14 protein-coding genes are annotated in these 17,861 nt (G+C 74.7%); 10 read left to right on the top strand and 4 right to left on the bottom strand.

What is annotated here, in order from left to right:
- The first annotated feature begins 49 nt into the window (after nt 1-49).
- Nucleotides 50-361, top strand: coding sequence for an ArsR/SmtB family transcription factor (locus tag ACIQI7_RS16880; RefSeq protein WP_401110227.1), 312 nt, complete (start codon nt 50-52; stop codon nt 359-361).
- A gap of 56 nt (nt 362-417) precedes the next feature.
- Here the strand turns inward: ACIQI7_RS16880 and ACIQI7_RS16875 are convergent, their stop codons facing one another.
- Nucleotides 418-3,681: an EAL domain-containing protein gene (locus ACIQI7_RS16875; protein ID WP_401110224.1), complete on the bottom strand. Its 3,264-nt coding sequence runs from the start codon at nt 3,679-3,681 to the stop codon at nt 418-420.
- Nucleotides 3,682-3,955: 274 nt separating this feature from the next.
- On the opposite strand from ACIQI7_RS16875, the gene ACIQI7_RS16870 reads away from it, so the two are divergent.
- From ACIQI7_RS16870 to ACIQI7_RS16835, 8 genes are all read left to right on the top strand, one after another.
- Nucleotides 3,956-7,300, top strand: coding sequence for an amino acid adenylation domain-containing protein (locus ACIQI7_RS16870; protein ID WP_401110221.1), 3,345 nt, complete (start codon nt 3,956-3,958; stop codon nt 7,298-7,300).
- Nucleotides 7,297-8,070 carry a leucyl/phenylalanyl-tRNA--protein transferase gene (locus ACIQI7_RS16865; RefSeq protein WP_401110218.1) on the top strand — a complete coding sequence of 258 codons (774 nt, stop codon included), beginning with the start codon at nt 7,297-7,299 and terminating at the stop codon, nt 8,068-8,070. The genes ACIQI7_RS16870 and ACIQI7_RS16865 overlap by 4 nt, the downstream gene beginning before the upstream one ends.
- Nucleotides 8,071-8,172: 102 nt before the next feature.
- Entirely contained in the window at nt 8,173-9,732 is a 1,560-nt protein-coding gene (locus tag ACIQI7_RS16860) for a hypothetical protein (RefSeq protein ID WP_401110216.1), read from the top strand.
- A gap of 253 nt (nt 9,733-9,985) precedes the next feature.
- A complete protein-coding gene (locus ACIQI7_RS16855) occupies nt 9,986-10,753 on the top strand; it encodes an HAD hydrolase family protein (protein WP_401110214.1) in 768 nt (255 codons plus the stop codon).
- A 96-nt stretch (nt 10,754-10,849) separates the two neighbouring features.
- The gene (locus ACIQI7_RS16850) at nt 10,850-11,299 is read left to right on the top strand and encodes a nuclear transport factor 2 family protein (RefSeq protein WP_401110211.1); all 450 of its coding nucleotides are present in this window, start codon (nt 10,850-10,852) and stop codon (nt 11,297-11,299) included.
- A gap of 184 nt (nt 11,300-11,483) precedes the next feature.
- A complete protein-coding gene (locus tag ACIQI7_RS16845) occupies nt 11,484-11,765 on the top strand; it encodes a hypothetical protein (RefSeq protein WP_401110208.1) in 282 nt (93 codons plus the stop codon).
- Nucleotides 11,766-11,989: 224 nt separating this feature from the next.
- Entirely contained in the window at nt 11,990-12,643 is a 654-nt protein-coding gene (locus ACIQI7_RS16840; RefSeq protein ID WP_401110206.1) for a DUF1707 domain-containing protein, read from the top strand.
- Between the two features lie 89 nt (nt 12,644-12,732).
- The gene (locus ACIQI7_RS16835) at nt 12,733-13,533 is read left to right on the top strand and encodes a serine hydrolase (RefSeq protein ID WP_401110203.1); all 801 of its coding nucleotides are present in this window, start codon (nt 12,733-12,735) and stop codon (nt 13,531-13,533) included.
- Here the strand turns inward: ACIQI7_RS16835 and ACIQI7_RS16830 are convergent.
- On the bottom strand, nt 13,481-14,536 hold the full coding sequence (locus ACIQI7_RS16830) for an aminotransferase class I/II-fold pyridoxal phosphate-dependent enzyme (protein WP_401110200.1): 1,056 nt from the start codon (nt 14,534-14,536) through the stop codon (nt 13,481-13,483). The two genes, ACIQI7_RS16835 and ACIQI7_RS16830, sit on opposite strands and share 53 nt — an antisense overlap.
- A gap of 244 nt (nt 14,537-14,780) precedes the next feature.
- Between ACIQI7_RS16830 and ACIQI7_RS16825 the strand changes: the two genes are divergently transcribed.
- Entirely contained in the window at nt 14,781-15,947 is a 1,167-nt protein-coding gene (locus ACIQI7_RS16825) for a transferase (RefSeq protein WP_401110197.1), read from the top strand.
- Nucleotides 15,948-16,031: 84 nt separating this feature from the next.
- On the opposite strand, the gene ACIQI7_RS16820 is transcribed toward ACIQI7_RS16825, so the two are convergent.
- Nucleotides 16,032-17,165: an FAD-dependent monooxygenase gene (locus ACIQI7_RS16820; RefSeq protein ID WP_401110195.1), complete on the bottom strand. Its 1,134-nt coding sequence runs from the start codon at nt 17,163-17,165 to the stop codon at nt 16,032-16,034.
- A 101-nt stretch (nt 17,166-17,266) separates the two neighbouring features.
- Nucleotides 17,267-17,860, bottom strand: coding sequence for a GTP-binding protein (locus ACIQI7_RS16815; protein ID WP_401110193.1), 594 nt, complete (start codon nt 17,858-17,860; stop codon nt 17,267-17,269).
- Nucleotide 17,861 lies beyond the last annotated feature (1 nt).

Raw genomic sequence — 17,861 nt, 5'->3', positions numbered from 1 at the left:
GAGGTACGATGCAACCCGTACCTGAGAACGCCTGGCGATGGAGGATCCGATGCCCGACCCGGAAGGCCACCCCTCGACGGAGGAGATGGACCTGCGCACGGTGCTCACCGCGCTCGCCGATCCGCTGCGCTACGGGGTGGTCGCCGCCCTGCTGCGGGAGGACGAGGGGACGGCGCGCACCTGTGCCTCCTTCGACCTCCCGGTCTCCAAGTCCACGCTCACCCACCACTTCCGGGTGCTGCGCGAGGCGGGCCTGATCCGCCAGGTCGACCGCGGCAACAGCCGTGCGGCCACCCTGCGCCGCGAGGACCTGGACCGGCGCTTCCCGGGGCTGCTCGACCTGGTCCGCGCGAACTCCTGACCGGCCGGGGCCCGGTTCCGGGGCCTCAGGCCGGTTCGTCGGAGGTTTCCGGGGCCTCAGGCCGGTTCGTAGGAGGTCCCGCCGACCAGGGCGCGGGCCCTGGGGGAGTCCATGGGGTGGGCGAAGAGGTAGCCCTGGCCGAGCGGGCAGCCCATGGCGGCGAGCAGGTCGCGCTGTTCGGGGTGCTCGATGCCCTCGGCGATGACCTGGACCCCGAGGGTGTCGGCGATCCGGGTGATGCCCTCGACCAGGGCGTACTGCTGGGGCGAGTGGCCGAGGCCGTCGATGAAGGACTTGTCGATCTTGAGCAGGGAGATCGGGAACTCGCGCAGGTAGGACAGCGAGGAGTAGCCGGTGCCGAAGTCGTCGATGGCGATGCCGACGCCGAGGCCGGACAGCGTGGCCATGTCGGCGTGGATGCGGTCGTCGCGGCGCATCAGCACGGACTCGGTGAGCTCCAGGACCAGGGTGTGCGGGTCGATGCCGGAGGTGGCCAGCGACCGACGGACCACGTCCACGAAGCCGGCGTCGCGGAACTGGCGCGCCGAGACGTTGACGTTGACCCGCAGCGGCGGCCGGCCGGCGGCCGTACGGGCCGCGGAGCTCGCGGCCTGCCAGGCGGCGGCCTCCTGGGCGGCGCGCTCCAGCACCCAGGCGCCGAGCGGGACGATCTGGCCGCTCTCCTCGGCCAGGGCGATGAACTCGTCGGGCAGCACCATGCCGCGCCGGTCGTGCGGCCAGCGGACCAGCGCCTCGAAGGCGACCAGATCGCCCGAGCGCAGGTCGACGATCGGCTGGTAGTACAGCTGGAAGGCCGACTCCGCGATCGCCGAGTCGAGGTGCTCGTTCAGCTCGTGCCGTTCCACCATCCCGGTCTGCAGGGCCGGGCGGTAGTGGCACCACTGGCGGCGGCCGGCCGCCTTGGCGGAGTAGAGCGCGAGGTCGGCGTGGGTGAGCAGCTCGGCCGCGTCCACGCTGTCCTCGGTGGTCGCCACGCCGATGCTGGCGCTCACCCGGACCGCGCCCGACTTCAGCCGGAACGGCTCGGCGAACACCGCCAGCACCCCGGCCGCGATGGTGTCCACGTCGGCGGGCCGCCTGGCGTCCTCCACCAGTACGGCGAACTCGTCGCCGCCGAGCCGGGCGGCGGTGTCCGAGGCGCGCAGCGCGGTGGAGATCCGCAGCGAGACGGCGACCAGCAGCTCGTCGCCGACCGCGTGGCCCTGGGTGTCGTTGACCACCTTGAAGTCGTCCAGGTCGATGAAGAGCACCCCGGTGACCGCCCCGCTGCGCTCGCCCCGGGACAGCGCGTGGCCGACCCGGTCCTGGAACAGCACCCGGTTGGCCAGGCCGGTCAGCGAGTCGTGGAAGGCCCGGTGGGTCAGCTCCCGCTCCATCCGCCGCTGCTCGGTCACGTCGCGCAGGGTGAGCACCAGGGCGCCGACGGTCGGGTCCGCGCGCAGGTCGTTGAAGCGGACCTCGGCCTCGATCGGGGTGCGGTCCTGGCGCAGCAGCCGCCAGTGCTCGCGCGGCTGCTCGCCCCGGGGCTGGTCGGAGGCCTCCCGCATCCGGGCCAGCGCCTTGCCGACCTCCCGGCTGTCCTCGGGCGGGACCAGGTCGGTCAGCAGGGTGCCGGCCAGGTCCGGGCGGCCGAGCACCGTCTCGGCGGACGGGGAGGCGTAGCGCACGCCGTCGTCCGCGTCGAGGATCAGGATGACGTCGCTGGCGTTCTGCACCAGGGTGCGGAAGTACAGCTCGCTGTTGCGGCGGGTGACCTCCCGGCTCAGCACCACCCGCTCGACGGCGAGGGCGGCCTGCGCGGCGAGGATCTCCAGCGAGCTCCAGAGGCTGGTCAGCTCCTGCTCGGTGCCGGTGACGATGAGCGCGCCGATCAGCGGGTCGCCGGAGGGGCGCTCGGCGAGGGTGAGCGGGCAGACCAGGGCGTACGGCATGCCGCCGAGGCGGCCGCGCCGCTCGCCGTTGGGCCGCGCGGCACCGTTCTTCGCGCTCCCGGCCTTCGCGCCCCCGGCCTTCGCGCCCCCGTTCTTCGCGCCCCCGGCCTTCGCGGTGCCGTCGGGTGGCCCGACGGCCTCCAGGCCCAGCGAGGCCACGGGCAGCAGCAGGGTCTCCCGGGCGGCGGCCAGTTCGATCACCTGGTCGGACGACGCGGCGTCCCCCGGCCGGGGCCGGGCGGAGCCGCTCCCGGCGTGCCGGACGTGCAGCACGCCGTCCTCGGTCACCGCGAGCAGGGCGACGTGCCCGGCCTCGGCCGGCATCAGGGTGGAGGCGGCGGACTGGACGGCGTCCGCGACCTCCTCCACCGTGACGGCCCCGGTCAGCCGGGCGCCCGCCTCGCGCAGCGCCCGCTCGCGGGCGACGGCCTGTCTGCGGGCGGAGACCACCACCGCCAGCCGGGCCAGCACCAGCAGGTAGAGCAACGCGGAGAAGGCGCCGATCACGCCCGCGTTGCTGGTGTTGCCGGCCAGCGACTCGATGATCAGCATCGTCGGGGCGATCAGCGAGGCGAGGGTGAGCAGCGCCAGCCGGGCGGGGCTCAGGTCCGGGTGCTGGGTGGGCACCGGCCGGGTCAGCTCGACCATCGACGGGTGCAGCGCGGCCGCGCCCCAGGCGGTGTAGAAGGCGGCCCAGCCGAGTTCGACGGGCGTGCCGATGTGCCAGGTGCCGTGCAGCTGGATCAGCCCGTACAGCACGTCGGAGACCAGGATGCCGAGCGAGCCGACGGCGAGCAGCTGCAGCGAGCGGGAGTTGCCGCCGCGTGCGGTCAGCAGGCGCATCAGCAGGGCGAGCACCACCACGTCGCCGAGCGGGTAGGCGATCGAGACGGCCCGCTGGAACCAGGTGAGGTCCGGGTTCCGGGCGTACGGGAGGATCAGGTAGATCCACGCGAGCAGGGCCAGCCCGATGGTGGGGATGAGCGCGTCGAGCAGTCCGGCGAGGTCCTGACGGGCCGTGCGCCAGCGGATGAAGCCCAGCACGCCGATCGCGTACAGCACGTACTCGGCGAGGTAGAAGCCGTCCGCGACGGACGGGAACGGGTTGGGCAGGTGCAGGATGTCCAGCTGGACGGCCTGCACCACCTCACCCACGGTGAAGCTGAGGTTGGCGAGCGCCAGCACGTACCAGAAGCGCGCGTGCGCGGGACGGTTGAGGCGGACGCCGACCACGATGGCGGCGACGCCGCCGAGGCCGATGCCCGTCCACCAGATGATCCGCTGGCCCGGGTTCACGTAGTAGATGCCGGTGAACAGCACCATCCAGAGCAGGTAACAGACCATCAGGTGTTGTCGCCGGCGAGTCAACGAGGCTACCTCCTCCGCGACATCACCCCGCCGGTCGGGCGGGGGAGTTCGGGCGAGGGCTGGGCGGGCCAGGCCTGCGGGGCTTGTGCCCGGTGGGACGGATGAGCGCTTTCGCGCAGCAGCGAGGCGTCCGGTGGGGGTGCGACCGGACGTCCTCGACGGGGCATGAGTGCGTATAGTCGGAAATGTCGCACTCCCAAGCATTCTGCCGCCACAGCACGAGGTCAAGCCGGTGGACGACGCAGTAGACAGCGCACGGGGCGTACGAACGGATGTGAACTCCGGCCGTCACGCCGTGGTCCGCAACGACGACGGTCAGTACGCGATCTGGCCGGGGGACTTGACCGTCCCGGCGGGCTGGTGGCAGGTCCACGGGCCGGCCGGGCGGGCCGACTGCCGGGACTGGGTGGAACGTGAGTGGCGCCCGGCCGAACTGGGTTTCCCCGACGGGACCCCGGTACGGCGGGCGGTGGCCGGATTCGCCGACACGGTGCACGGACTGTTCCGCGCGCGGGCGGCGCACGACCCGGAGGCGGCCGCCGTCGTCGCCGACGACGCCACGCTGAGCTACCGCGAACTCGACCTGCGCAGCGACCGGTTGGCCGCCGCGCTGCGGGCCCGCGGGACCGGCCCGGAGCAGGTGGTGCCGGTCTGCCTGGAGCGCGGGACGGGCCTGGTGACCGCCTGGCTGGCCGTGCTCAAGGCCGGCGGGGCCTTCCTGCCGCTGGACCCGGCGCACCCCCGGCGGCGACTGGCCCGGCTGATCGAGGACTGCGGGGCGCGGGTGGTGGTGGCGGACGGTGACGGGTTCCCGGGGACGCCCCGGGTGCCCGTGCTCGGGCCGGAGGGCGGCGCGGCCGGGGAGGTCCCGCCTCCCGGCGAGGTCCCGTCCGCCGGGGAGCCCCCGGAGGCCGGGAGGCTCTCCGACGGGGGCGGCGCCGTCCCCGACGACCTCGCCTATCTGATCTACACCTCCGGCACCACCGGCCGCCCCAAGGGCGTCCCGGTCACCCACCGTGCGCTGCTGTTCACTCTCGACCGGATCGTCCACGCCTACCGGCTGCGCCCCGGCGAACGCGTCCTGCAACTGGCCGCGCTGGGCTCCGACACCGCGCTGGAGCAGGTGTTCGGCGCGCTGCTCGCCGGTGCCACGGTGGTGCTGGGCGGCGGCGGGAGCGCGGGCGGCACCTGGGCGCCCACCGAGCTGGCCGGCCGGCTGCCCGGGCTGGGCCTGGCCGTGGCCGACTTCACCCCCGCCTACTGGCACCACCTGCTCGACCTGCTCCCGCCCGGCGGGCCCGGCCCCGGGGGGCTGCGGCTGGTGGTGGTCGGCGGGGACGCCGTGCACGCCGACGACTGCCGGCGCTGCCTGGAGCGGCTGCCGGGCACCCGGCTGCTCAACGCGTACGGCGTCACCGAGGCGGCCGTCACCTCGACGCTCTGCGAGGTCACGGCCGACCTGCTCGGCGGGGCGGAGGGCACCGCCGCCGCACCCGTACCGATCGGACGGCCGCTGCCCGGGGTACGGGTGCACGTGCTGGACGCCCGGCTGCGCCCCGTCCGGCCCGGGGAGAAGGGGCAGATCCACCTCGGCGGGCCCGGTCTGGCCCGGGGCTACTGGCGGCAGGTCGGGCTCACCGCCGAGTCCTTCCTGCCCGACCCGTACGCGCCGCTGCCCGGCGAGCGGATGTACCGCACCGGCGACGCCGGGCGATGGCGCACGGACGGGCGGCTGGAGATCCTCGGACGCTTCGACGACCAGGTGAAGGTGCGCGGGCACCGGGTGGACCCGGCCGAGATCGAAGCCGTCCTGGCCGCCCACCCCGACGTCCGGCAGGCCCGGGTCGCGGCCGACGGCGAGGCGGCGGACGGCAGCCGCACGCTCACCGCGTACTACACGCCCGCCGCCGGGGCGGCGGGCGGGGCCGGGACGCTCCGGGCGTTCCTCGCCGAGCGGCTGCCGGAGTACCTGGTGCCGGCCGAGTTCGTGCCGCTGGAGGCGATGCCGCTCACGGCGGCGGGGAAGATCGACCGGCGGCGGCTGCCGCAGGCGCCGGTGCGCCCAGCGCCCGGACCGGCGGCGGGACCGCCGGAGCGCCCGGCGGAGCCGACCCCGGAGCCGGCCCCCCCGCCCGGTCCGGCCGGAGCGGCGGCGGTGGAGGCGGCCGTCGGACAGCTCTGGGCGGAGCTGCTCGGCGTCGAACACGTCGGCGCGGACGGCGACTTCTTCGCGCTCGGCGGCACCTCACTGCTGGCGATGGAGATGCTGGCGCGGGCACGGATCATGTTCGGCGTCGACGTCGGACAGGTGCGGGCGCTCACCCGGGCACTGCTGCGCGATCCCGTCCTGCGCGCCTTCGCCGGGGCGCTGCGGGCCGCGCGCACCCCGGCCCCCGTGGTGCGGGAGACCGGCGTCGACTGGTTCACGGAGGCCCGGCTCACCGAGGACCTCCGGCAGTCCTGGAGCCCCGCCCCCTCCCGGGCCGACCCCGCCGAGATCCTGCTCACCGGCGCCACCGGCTTCTGCGGCGCCCACCTGCTGCACGCGCTGCTCGCCACCACCCGGGCACGCGTGCACTGCCTGGTCCGCGCGCCCGACGGGGAGCACGCGCTGGAACGGCTGCGGGCGGCGCAGCAGCGCTTCCTGCGGCACGACCTCGCCGACCCGCGGGTGGTCCCGCTGGTCGGCGACCTCACCCGGCCCCGGCTCGGGCTGACGGACGACAGGTTCGACTGGCTGGCCGAGCACCTGGACGCGATCCACCACCTCGGCGGGCAGGTCAACTTCCTCTACCCGTACCACCAGTTGCGGCAGGCCAACGTCGGCGGCACCCGGGAGGTCGTCCGCCTCGCCGGGCACAGCCGGGGCATCCCCGTGCACTACCTCTCCACCCTCGCCGTGCTGGCCGGCTTCGGTGCGGCGGGCGTCGCCAAGGTCACCGAGCGGACCCCGCTCGCCCACCCGGAACGGCTCGGCGTCGGCTACGTCGAGAGCAAGTGGGTCGCCGAACAGCTGCTGCACAACGCGGCCGCCGCCGGGCTGCCGGTCACCGTGCTGCGCACCAACGACGTCACCGGGGACCTCGCGGACGGGGTGATGAACACCGGTACCGAACTGTGCGCGCTGATCGCCTACCTGGCCGACAGCGGTACCTGCCCCGACGTGCGGCTGCTGCTCGACTTCGTCCCCGCCGACCGCTTCGCCCGCGCAATCGCCCACATCGCCGCCCACGCGCCCGCCGCCGGCGAGGTCTACCACCTCACCTCCCCTCGGCCGGGCGTCCTCGCCGACCTCGCCGAGCGGCTGCGGGCGCGCGGCCACCGGATCGCCCGACTCCCGTACGGGGAGTGGGTGCAGCGGCTGGTCCGGTTCGCCGCCGGGAACCCGACGCACCCGATCGCGCCGTTCGTCCCGCTGTTCGTGGACCGCGCGCCGGGGTCGGAGCTGTCGATCAGCGAGATGTACTTCCGGCCGACGTTCCCGCTGTTCGAGCGGGCCGACGCGGACGCGGCGCTGGCCGGGAGCGGGGTCGAACTGCCGCCGGTGGACGCCGGGTTGATCGACCACTACCTGGCGGGCCTGGAGCGGGAGGGGTACCTGCGGGCGGCGGCGCCGTGACCGTCTTCGACTCGCTCGACGTCCGACTCGGCCCCGGAGACGGTCCGGTGGCCTTCGGCGGGTCGCTCGGCGGGCTCACGGCCGGGGAGTTGCTGGCGGCGTACCGGCGCGGGCTGTTCCCGCTGCCGGCGGCGGACGTGTACGCGAGCGCCTACAACGAGGCGGTGTACGGGGACGCCGTCGAGGCGGGCGAGGTGGCGCTGCTGCCGGGCGACGCCGACCCGTACGCGCTGGCCTGGTGGTCGCCCGACCCCCGGCCGGTGATCGCGCCCGACGGCGTACGGCTCGGGAGCCGGCTGGCGCGGCGGCTGCGCAACCGGTGCTCCTGGTGGACCAGCGCCGACCGGGCCTTCGGGCAGGTGCTGGCGGCCTGCGCCGGGGGGCGACAACCGGCCTGGATCACCGAGGAGTTGGCGGCGGCGCTGCTGCGGCTGCACGAGCTGGGGGCGGCGCACAGCGGGGAGGTGTGGGACGGGGAGGAGCTGATCGGCGGGGTGTTCGGGGTCGCGGTCGGCCCGGTGCTGAGCCTGGACTCGATGTTCCACCGCCGCCCGGACGCCGCCCGGGTCGCCGTCGCCGACCTCGGGGCGCGGTTCGGCGCGGCGGGCGGGCGGCTGCTCGACGCCCAGTGGGACGGGCCGCACGTGCGGAGCCTCGGGGCCGAGCCGATGGCGCGCTCGCGCTACCTGGCGGAGCTGTCGGGCGGGGGCGGGGCCGGCGTGCTGGACGGGGCGCCGTTGCCGGCGGCGCGGCTCGGCCGGGCAGGGTGATCCGGCTCCGGCCAACCGGGATGACCTGCGGGTAAACCCGCACAGACCTGGTTTTTGGCCGGTCTTCGACAAACTTATTCCCCGTCAGTAACATGACGCCGCGTGTTCAGGAGCTCGATAGGCAGGGCCGCCGGTCCCGCCGTCCTCACCCTCGTCCTCGCCGGGGCCGCCGCGTGCGGGCCGACCAGCCCCGGCTCCTCCCGGGGCGGTGCCGCACCGGTCGCCGCCACCGTCGCCGACCCGGCCCCGACCGTCGCCGGGGGCCGCCCGGCGGCCGCCGCGCCGCCCGCCGGCAGCACCCCGCGCGCCAAGGCGGGCACCCCCGCCACCGGCCGTCCGACCCCGGGCGGGGCGGCCGTCACCGCCGCGCCTGCCGGGGACCGGCAGGCCGCTATCGGCGGTCCCGGCAAGGACGGTGGCGCCGTCGCGGCGGCCACCAGGAACCTCCAGCTGACGGCGTACGACCCGGCGGGCGGCACGGCGGTGCTGTCGGCGGCGGGGGCCCCTGCACCCGCCGGCACGGCCCCGGCCGCCGCTCCGCCGTCTGCCGCCGCCTCGGCCGCCGCTCCGCCGGCCGCCGCCTCGCCGGGCGCCGTCCCGACCGCTGCGGCCGCCGTCGTTCAGCCCGGGCAGCTGATCGCCAGCCCGCCCACCGCCGCCGCCCCGCAGGGCGCGCTGGTCGCCGTCACCGGCGTCCGTCCCGGCACGGGCGACACGCTCGCCCTGACCACCCGTCCGGCCACTCTGGCTGAACTCCTCGGCGGCACCGAGGCCGACGGCAACGTCCCCGTCGACCCGCGCGGCATCACGGTGACCCCGCTGGTCAAGGACCTCAAGGCGACCGCCGGCCTGAGCGGCGACGGCGTCCGGGCCGACGCCTCCGGCACCCTGGAGGTGGACGTCAAGGCCCCCGTCCCGCTGCCGGACGGCGCCACCCTCGACGCGTCCGGCTCGCTCCAGCTGCACCCCGCCGTCCACTTCGCCTACCACGGCGCGGCGGCGGGCAGCCCGCGCACCGCCTCGATCGGTTTCGACCTCGGCGCCCACGCCCGGTGGAAGGTCACCGGCGACGCCGGCCGCAGCACCGGTGCGGCACCGATCCGGGTGCCCTTCGCCAAGCTGCAGGCCAGCCCGGTCCTGACGGTCGCCGGCCTGCCGGTGGTCGTCAACCTCGGTCTCACCTGCTACCTGGAGGTCAGCGCCGACGGCCAGGTCCACCTGGAGGCGGAGCAGGACGTCACCGGCACCTGGGCGATGCGCGCCGACTACACCGGCGGCAAGGGCTGGACCCCGGTCACCGGTGCCGAGACCAAGGTCACCCCGGTGCACCTGCGGCTCGACGGCAAGGCGGGCGTACGGTCCGCGCTCGGCGCCGAGATCAGCGTCGGCCTGTACGACACCGTCGGCGTGGAGACCGCCGTCGCCCCCTACCTGCGCGCCCAGGCCGACGGCTCGCTGGTCGCCGACTCCTCCGGCAATCCGCCGCAGGTGCGGGGAAGTTGGTCGCTGGTCGGCGGCGTCGATCTGAACGGCTCGCTGCTCGCCCACCTGAAGGTCTTCGGCACCCCGGTCATCGAGGGCAAGCTGCCGCTGCCGCCCGTCCACCGGGAGTGGCCGCTGCTCGCGGGCCCGGCGACACAGCCCGCCCCGCAGCACAGCTGACCCATCGTCGGTACGGGGCCCCTCCGCCGGTTCCTGCGGCGCCGGGTCGCCGCCGACGGAGGGTACGCCGCCTGGCCCGGGTAGCCGTAGCTCCCGCGACTCGTACGACGCCTCCCGCGACGACTACGACGAGGCCGACCACCGCGGGCTCCGCGCCGGGGCGCCGAGCCGATGGCCGCCCACCTCCAGGGCCTTCCGCGGGGCGGTGCCGGGCGGTGGATCGTGTACGGCACCGGCTGGATACGATCAACCGGTGATCACTTCCAGCGCCCGCACCACGGTCTTCGACATCGACGGCACGCTCTGCTTCGACGGGCGGACGATCGACACCCGGATCCTCGCGGCCCTCGACGCCTGCGAGCGGGCCGGCCACCAGCTGGTCTTCGCCTCCGCCCGGCCGGTCCGCGACCTCCTGCCCGTCCTCGACGGGGCCTTCCCCACCGCGACACTGATCGGCGGCAACGGCAGCCTGGTCTCCGTGGACGGCCGGGTGCGGGCGCGGGCCGCGTTCGAGTCCGGTGAACTCGGCCGGCTGCTGGCCGAGGCGGAGCGGTTCCGGGCGGGCTACCTCGCCGACGGCCCGTGGGACTACGCCTACACCGGGCCGGCCGACCACCCGATCCGCGGCCGGGTCGACCAGGGCGCCCTGGCCCGCCGGGTGGAGCTCGCCGAACTCCCCGCCGTCGTCAAGTTCCTGGTGGTGGACGCGACCGACCTGGCGGGCCTCGCCGAGGCCGGGCGTGCGCTCGGGATGACCGTCAACCACCACCTCGACGAGGCGATCATCGACTTCGCCCCGGGCACCACCAACAAGTGGGAGGCGCTGACCTCGCTGGGGATCGAGGCGTACAACGCCTTCGGCAACGACATCAACGACCTGGACCTGCTGCGCAACGCGCACCACTCGGTGCGGGTCGGCACCCACCCGGGTCTGGACGGCGTCGCCCGCGTCACCGTCGCCGCCGAGCCGGAGGCCGTCGCCGCCGAGATATCCCGGCTGGCCGCCGCACCCGGCCGGTAGCCGCCGGGGGCCGGGCCCACCAGCGGTTCTTCCCGCCCGCCGGCAGGGCGTGGGAGGGTCGGGGGGTACGACCGCCGTCCGGCCCCAGGGGGGAACATGTCCGCGTCCGTCGATCCGGTGCCGAGCCACCGGGCGATCGAGAACCTGATCGCGCGCTACGCCGAACTCGTGGACGACGGCGACTTCGCGGGGCTCGGCGTCCTGCTCGCCGACGCCGTCTTCGTCGGCGGCGGCGGACCGGTGCGCGGGGGCGAGGCGATCGAGGCGATGTTCCGGGACACGATCGTCGTGTACGCCGACGGCACTCCGCGGACCCAGCACGTCACCAGCAACGTGGCGGTCGAGGTCGACGAGCCGGCGGGGACGGCGACCGCCCGTTCGTACGTCACCGTGCTGCAGGCGCTGCCCGGGCTGCCGCTGCAGGCCGTCGCCGCCGGCCGGTACCACGACCGCTTCGCGCGCGGGAAGGACGGGCGGTGGCGGTTCGTGGAGCGGCGGGTGCGGATCACCCTGGTCGGCGACGTGAGCCGGCACCTGCGGCGGTAGGGCGCGCCCCTCGGGACGGAGCGGGGCCGCGGTGCGGGTGCGGCCGACGGGTGCGGCTCGGGCCGGCCGCTGCGTCGGTTCGGGGGATTGCGGCGGGTGTTCTGGCATGGACAGGACGTTGGGGGAATCCATGGCCCCGAAGGGCGCCGTCACCCGTTGTGCGCCCTCGGAAAGGAGAACAGCCATGCGTCGTCGAATCGCCGTGGTCGGGATGCTGGTCGCCGCCGGAGTGCTCGCGTCCGCCGTGCCCGCCCAGGCAGCGACGGGGACCCTGGTGGTGAACGGTGTCGCGAAGCAGAACCCGGCACGGGGGTGCTACCCGACGTTGTCGCCGGTCCTCGTCCAGAACCTCACGGACGCGACGGTCGACGTGTACGCCGCGGCGAACTGTCAGGGAGCGCTGACCCGGCAGATCGCGGCCGGGATGTCCGCGGCGACCGTCGGGTTCAGCTACTTCGTCAACTGATCCCGGAGGAGGCCCGCGGAGCGGGAAGTCGGCCCCGCCGACTTCCCGCTCCGCGCTTCGTCGCGCCGCCGGCGGCATCCCCGTGCCGGTGGGTCCGCGCGCCGCGGCGGGCACGCCCTCCTGAACGGGTCTGGCGGGAACCCCTATCGCGATATATCGTGAGTTCCGGTCCGTGCCGCCGACCGTACGGCGCGCACACCTTCGTCGAGTTCAGGACGGGAAGAATGCCGGGAGAGATCTCGCCCGCCGGGAAGCCGGCCGGCCGTGACGCGCAGCCCGCGATGCGGGCCTCCCACGAGGACCGGGACCGGGTGGTCGAGCTGCTGGGGGTCGCGGCGGGCGACGGCCGGCTGACCTCGGACGAACTGGACCAGCGCGTGGAGGCCGCCCTGTCGGCGCGGACGGTCGGCGAGCTGGCCGACCTCACCGCCGACCTGCCGGCCGTGTCGGTCGCCGCAGGCGGGGTGGTGGCGGAGCCCAAGGACGTCGTCCGGATCCAGCAGGGGTTCAGCCCGGTCAGGCGGGAGGGGCGCTGGGTGGTGCCGCGCAGGCTGGAACTCTCCGTGCAGTGGTGCGAGGTGACCCTCGACTTCACCCAGGCCGTGATCACCCGGGACACCCTGCTGATCGACCTGGACATGCAGGGCAAGACCCTGACACTGATCACCAGGCCGGGCATCGTGGTCGACACCGACGGCCTGATGCTGGCCTTCAGCAAGGTCAGGAACCGCCGGGGCCCGGACGCCGGGACGCCGGTCACGCTGCGGGTGGAGCTGGTCGGCAAGAAGGTCCACGGCCGCGTCGTCGTACGGCAGTCGCGGCGGACGGCCGGCCAGTGGCTGCTGCGCAAGCCCGCGGCCCTGCCGCCCGGCGGCTGACCGGCCGCGCCGCCCCCGCCGGTTCGGGGCGTTCGTGTCGTCCGCCGCAACAGCCGGGGTCCGGCCCCGACCTCCCCTACGCTTCCCCCATGCTCTCTGTGGTGGTGGCCCCCTGGACGGGCGACTCGAAGCCGGTGTTCGTCCACAACCCGGACGAACTCCACGATGCCGCGAGCACGATGAAGGTCGCGGTGCTGGCCGCGCTCTGCCGCAGCGGCGTCAACCTCGATGCCGAGGTCCCCGTGGTGAACCGCTTCGAGTCCGTCGTGGGCGGCGAGTTCGGCAACGACCCGGACTGGGACAGCGACCCCCTGCCCTGGGAGCTCCTGGGCACCCACGTCCCGCTCCGCCTCCTCGCCGAGCGGATGATCACCCACTCCTCCAACCTGGCCACCAACCTCTGCCTGGCCCGCACCACCCAGCAGGCGGTCGCCGACGTCTGGCGGCGCGCCGGGGCCACCCGCAGCGCCACCCCGCGCGGGATCGAGGACTACGCGGCGCGCGCCCGGGGCGTGCACAACCGGGTGAGCGCCCACGACCTGGTCCGCCTGCTGCGCTCGCTCGCCGGCGAGCCCGAACTCCTCGCGCTCCTCGAACAGAACGACTTCCGGGTCGACCTGGCCGCAGGCCTCCCGGCCAACACCCGGATCGCCTTCAAGAACGGCTGGTTCCCCGGCGTCCGGCTGAGCGTCGGACTCGTCCAGTCGGCCGACTGCCCGCCCTACCTGATCGCCGTCTGCTACACCGGCCCGCTCGCCGACGGCACGGACCGCACCGACCCGGCGGCCCGGCTGCTCGCCCGGATCTCCAAGGCGGTGTGGGACCGGCGCGACGAGATCACCGCGCGAGCGCCGTCAACCCGTCCAGTGCCGCCTCGTTCAGCAGGTTGATCCGTACGAACCCCTCGTGGCCGGTCAGTTCGAAGTAGCGCTCGTCGAGCGCGAGCAGCCGGTCGGCCGGGGCGGCGGTCCGGGCGAACAGGAAGTAGCTGGTGTCCACCGGCGCGCACTCCCGCAGCGCGCCGCTGCGGAGGATCCGCCGGTGGTTGGCCCGGATGTGCTCGACCAGCCGCCGGTTGCCCTCCTCGCCGAGCATCAGGTCGGCGGCGCGGTGGGCGAACAGGCGGTCGGCGACCGTGACGTCCCCGTGCAGGTTGAGGTGCAGGTCGGCGAGCGGCTCCCGCAGGTGCTCGGGGACCAGCAGGTGGGCGCAGCGGTAGCCGTGGATGGACAAGTACTTGGTGGGGCACACCAGCCGCAGCGTGAGGTCGGCCGGCAGCGCGGCGCTCTCCTCGCGCCGGCCGCCGTCCCAGCGCAGGTACTGGAAGGTGCCGTCCACGAACACCAGTGACCCGGTGGCCCGTTGCCACTCGCCGATCCGCTTGAGCACCTCGGCCGGGACGGGCCGACCGGCGTACCAGAGCGGGTCGGTGAGCAGCAGGACCGTCCGCTCGTCGGGCAGCTCCGGTGCGAAGCCCGGCTGCTGGGCGTGCAGCTCGCTCACCCGGACCGGCTCGATGCCGAACCTCCGGAAGAGGTAGGCGAACTTGTAGTAGACGGGCGGCAGGTAGTGGACGCGCCGTACGCCGCTCAGGTGCAGCCAGGTGCAGAAGGTGCCGAGCAGGCTGCTGGAGCCGCCCGCCGGGATCACCCGGCCGGGCCCGTGCTCCACGTCGTCGTACTCGCCGTGCAGCCGGGCGATCTTGGCCCGCAGCGCGTTGTCCTCGTCGATCGCCGAGTACCGGGTGACGTCGCCGAGCAGGTACGGCGGGGTGTCGGCGAGCGGGCCCAGGTAGTCGGCGACGTACGGGTGCCCGCCGTTGTAGTCGGAGACGAAGAGCCGGCCGCCCGGGTTCCGCCGTTCGCGCTCCACGGCCTCGTGCAGGTCGAGCATGCGGAACAGGGACGGCACCGTACCCCCAGGGCGTCGACCGGTCGGGACGGCCGCCAGCCTGTACCGCGAGGCCGTGCGGGCACAAGGGCGCCTCCGCCCGGGTGTTCGCCTCCAAACCGTTATCGGTCGAATACGCATGACGATCAGTCGGATGCGGTATCGGTTTGAAGCGTCCTGCTCAAGCGGTTCAGGGGGGTGGGCTGAAGTGTCGTCCCGGCTACGGATGTTCGCCCGGTGGATCTCGGTGGGTGCGATCGCTTCGGCCTATGCGGCACTGCACCTGCTGGTCAACGTCGGCATGGGGCAGGACGTGGGGGTGAGCAGGGTGGGCGCCGTGCTGCTCGGGGCGGTCGCCCTGGTGCTGCTCGGGCCCGCCCTGTGGCTGCGGCGCCTCCGCCGCGCCGGGGTGGTGGAACTCGTCGGACTCGTCAACCAGTACGAGGCGCGGCAGCCGCGGTGGCGGAGGACCGTCCGGGTGGCGAACACCGCCGGGTACGTGCTGTTCGGAGGCGGGATCCTGGCCGTCGCGGTCTCGGAGCGGGGCGACCGCATGACCCTGGAAGCGTCGGTCGCGGTGCTGGTGGGGGGTGTGGCGGCCGCGGGGGCCGGCTTCCTGGTCCTGCGCCGCACCCGTCCGCTCGCCGTCCGCGGGGCGGCCCAGGCCCTGTTGCGGGACGGTCGCGACCCCGTGCTCTACCTGCGCAGCTTCGACGACGACGAGACCGCCGCGCGGGTGGACGACTGGGCGGACCTCACCCTCCACACCCGGGAGGAGCAACTGGCCGCCGCACTGGCCGTCGTGGGCCCCGTGATCGCGGTGGGGCGGCCGGGCGAGCCGCTGCCGCTGCTGGGCGCGGCCCGGTTCTACCTGCCGCTCGACGACTGGCAGGGCACCGTCGGCCGACTGATGGACCTCTCCCAGCTCATCGTCCTGCGGCTCGGGCACGGGGAGGGGCTGCGGTGGGAGATCGAGCGGGCGCGGGCCACCCAGCCCCCGGAGAAGCTGATCCTGCTGGTCCCGGCCGGCCGCTCCGAGCTGGCCGCCCGCTTCAACGAGGACCTGCCCACTCCGCTGCTGCCGGAGGAGGTGGCGACGGGGAAGTACTGGGTCGGTGCCGTCGTCGTCTTCGACCGGCACTGGATGCCCAGGGCCCTACCCGTGCAGGAGCGCAGGGGGCTGCGGGTCTGGATGGCGCGCTCGGGCGTCAGGACCGTGGAGACGCCCACGGTGCACGTGGCCCACACCATCCGTACCGCGCTGGCGGCCACCGGACGGCGACGGCGCACGATGGCCTACCGGGCCCAGCTGGCCACGCGGAAGGCCGACCTGGTGGGCATGTGGCTGGCCGTCCTGCTGGTGCTGCCGGGCTGGCTCGGCTACCGGGTGCTGCAGCTGGCCGGCATCTGGTGACCCGACGGAGCGCTTCGGCGCTCCGCCGGGTCCGCCGGCCTCCGGAGCCGTCGGGACGTCGGGACGGCGAGGACGGCGAGGACGTCAGTACGGCTGCACGAGGACGTGCGCCGCGCCGGGGATGCCGACCTTCAGCAGCTCGTCCTCCTCCGGCGTGGTCGGCGCGCCCGTCTCCTGCTTGAGGATCGCCCGGGACAGGGCCTGGACCCACATCGCCCGCGGGCGGCGGCGCTCCTCCCAGGCGGCGAGGGCGGCCGGGACGCCGTCGGCCGCGTCCAGGCTCTGGGCGAGCACGAGGGCGTCCTCGACGGCCATCGCGGCGCCCTGGGCCAGGTGCGGGGTGGAGGCGTGGGCGGCGTCGCCGGCCAGGACGATCCGGCCGACGTGCCAGGGCTCCTCGACGGTGACCTGGGAGATCCGCGAGTAGACCACCGCGGCCGGGTCGGTGACCCCCGCCAGCGCCTCGGCGACCGGGCCGCCGAAGCCGGCCAGCCGCTCGCGCAGCTGCTCGTGGGCGCGCTGCGGATCCGGGCGGAAGTCCTCGGCCTCGGCGAAGACCGCGCCCAGGTACATCCGCTCGGCGCTGATCGGGGTGAGCAGGGCCTTGGCCCGGAGGTTGCCGGAGGACATCACCACGCCCTGCACCTCGGGCGAACGCGGCAGCGTGACACGCCAGTTGGCGAAGCCGGTGTACTCGGGGAGGTACCTGTCGCCGTACAGGTGGCGGCGCAGCGGCGAGCCGATGCCGTCGAAGCCGACGACCAGGTCGTAGCGGCCGACGTGGCCGTCGGTGAGGGCGACCTCGACGCCGTGGGCGTCCTCGCACAGGGTGCCGATGGTGGTGCCGAAGCGGACCGTGACGCCCGCCGCGGCGGCCGCGTCGGCGAGCACGCGGGCCAGCGCGGGGCGCGGGATGCCGTTGTTGGCGGGGGCGTCGCCCATCCGGGGCTGCGGGATCCGCGCGAGGGTGGCGCCGGCCGGGTCGCAGATGGTCAGCACCTCCCACTCGAAGCCGACGGCGAGGCAGTCCTCCAGGACGCCGATCTCGCGCATCACGTGCAGGGCGTTGGACGGCTGGATGATGCCGACGCCGAGGGCCTCCAACTGCTCGCGCAGCTCGGCGACGTCGACCTGGTGGCCGCGCTTGGCGAGGGCGGTGGCGAGGGTCAGGCCGCCGATGCCGCCGCCGTTGACGAGGACGCGCAGGGATCTGCTCATGAGGGGTGCTCCGAAGGGGGGTTCACAGGCGGTTCGGGGAGTGCGAAGGGGTGGTGCGACGGGGTGGTGCGAGGGGGCGGCGGGGTCCGGCCGGAGCCGGTTCAGCCGGCGGGGGCCGCGGCGAGGTCCATCAGGTGGTCGACCAGGGCGAGCAGGAGGTCCCGCCCGAAGGCGCGCTCGCGCACGTCGCCGAGCAGCATCGGCACCTGCGGGTCGAGGTCGAGCGCGGCCCGGATCTCGTCGGAGGTGCGGGTGTTGGTGTTGTGGAAGCAGTTGATCGCGACCACGAACGGGATGCCCCGGCTCTCGAAGAAGTCGATGGAGGCGAAGCTGGTCTCCAGGCGGCGGGTGTCGGCGATGACGATCCCGCCGAGGGCGCCGTTGACCAGGTCGTTCCACATGAACCAGAAGCGCTCCTGGCCGGGCGTGCCGAACAGGTAGACGACCAGCTCGGGGCTGACGGTGATCCGGCCGAAGTCGAGGGCGACGGTGGTGGTGGTCTTCTGGTCGACGCCGGACAGGTCGTCGACGCCGACGCTGGCCCGGGTCAGGTACTCCTCGGTGCGCAGCGGGGTGACCTCGCTGACCGAGCCGACCAGGGTGGTCTTGCCCACGCCGAAGCCGCCGGCGATCAGGATCTTGACGGCGGCCGGGGCGGCGGCGGGGTGGTCGGTGGCGGAGTGGGGCGTTGCCATG

The organism is Kitasatospora sp. NPDC092039 (assembly GCF_044756065.1).
Taxonomy (GTDB): domain Bacteria; phylum Actinomycetota; class Actinomycetes; order Streptomycetales; family Streptomycetaceae; genus Kitasatospora.
The sequence above is the reverse complement of the archived record's forward strand: the minus strand, read 5'-3'. Positions and strand labels throughout refer to the sequence as shown.

Bases quoted from the DNA above. Each gene is read 5' to 3' on its own strand.
- ACIQI7_RS16880 (WP_401110227.1), top strand. From the start codon at position 50: ATGCCCGACCCGGAAGGCCACCCCTCGACGGAGGAGATGGACCTGCGC.
- ACIQI7_RS16850 (WP_401110211.1), top strand. From the start codon at position 10,850: ATGTCCGCGTCCGTCGATCCGGTGCCGAGCCACCGGGCGATCGAGAAC.
- ACIQI7_RS16845 (WP_401110208.1), top strand. From the start codon at position 11,484: ATGCGTCGTCGAATCGCCGTGGTCGGGATGCTGGTCGCCGCCGGAGTG.
- ACIQI7_RS16840 (WP_401110206.1), top strand. From the start codon at position 11,990: ATGCCGGGAGAGATCTCGCCCGCCGGGAAGCCGGCCGGCCGTGACGCG.
- ACIQI7_RS16835 (WP_401110203.1), top strand. From the start codon at position 12,733: ATGCTCTCTGTGGTGGTGGCCCCCTGGACGGGCGACTCGAAGCCGGTG.
- ACIQI7_RS16830 (WP_401110200.1), bottom strand. From the start codon at position 14,536: ATGCTCGACCTGCACGAGGCCGTGGAGCGCGAACGGCGGAACCCGGGC.
- ACIQI7_RS16820 (WP_401110195.1), bottom strand. From the start codon at position 17,165: ATGAGCAGATCCCTGCGCGTCCTCGTCAACGGCGGCGGCATCGGCGGC.
- ACIQI7_RS16815 (WP_401110193.1), bottom strand. From the start codon at position 17,860: ATGGCAACGCCCCACTCCGCCACCGACCACCCCGCCGCCGCCCCGGCC.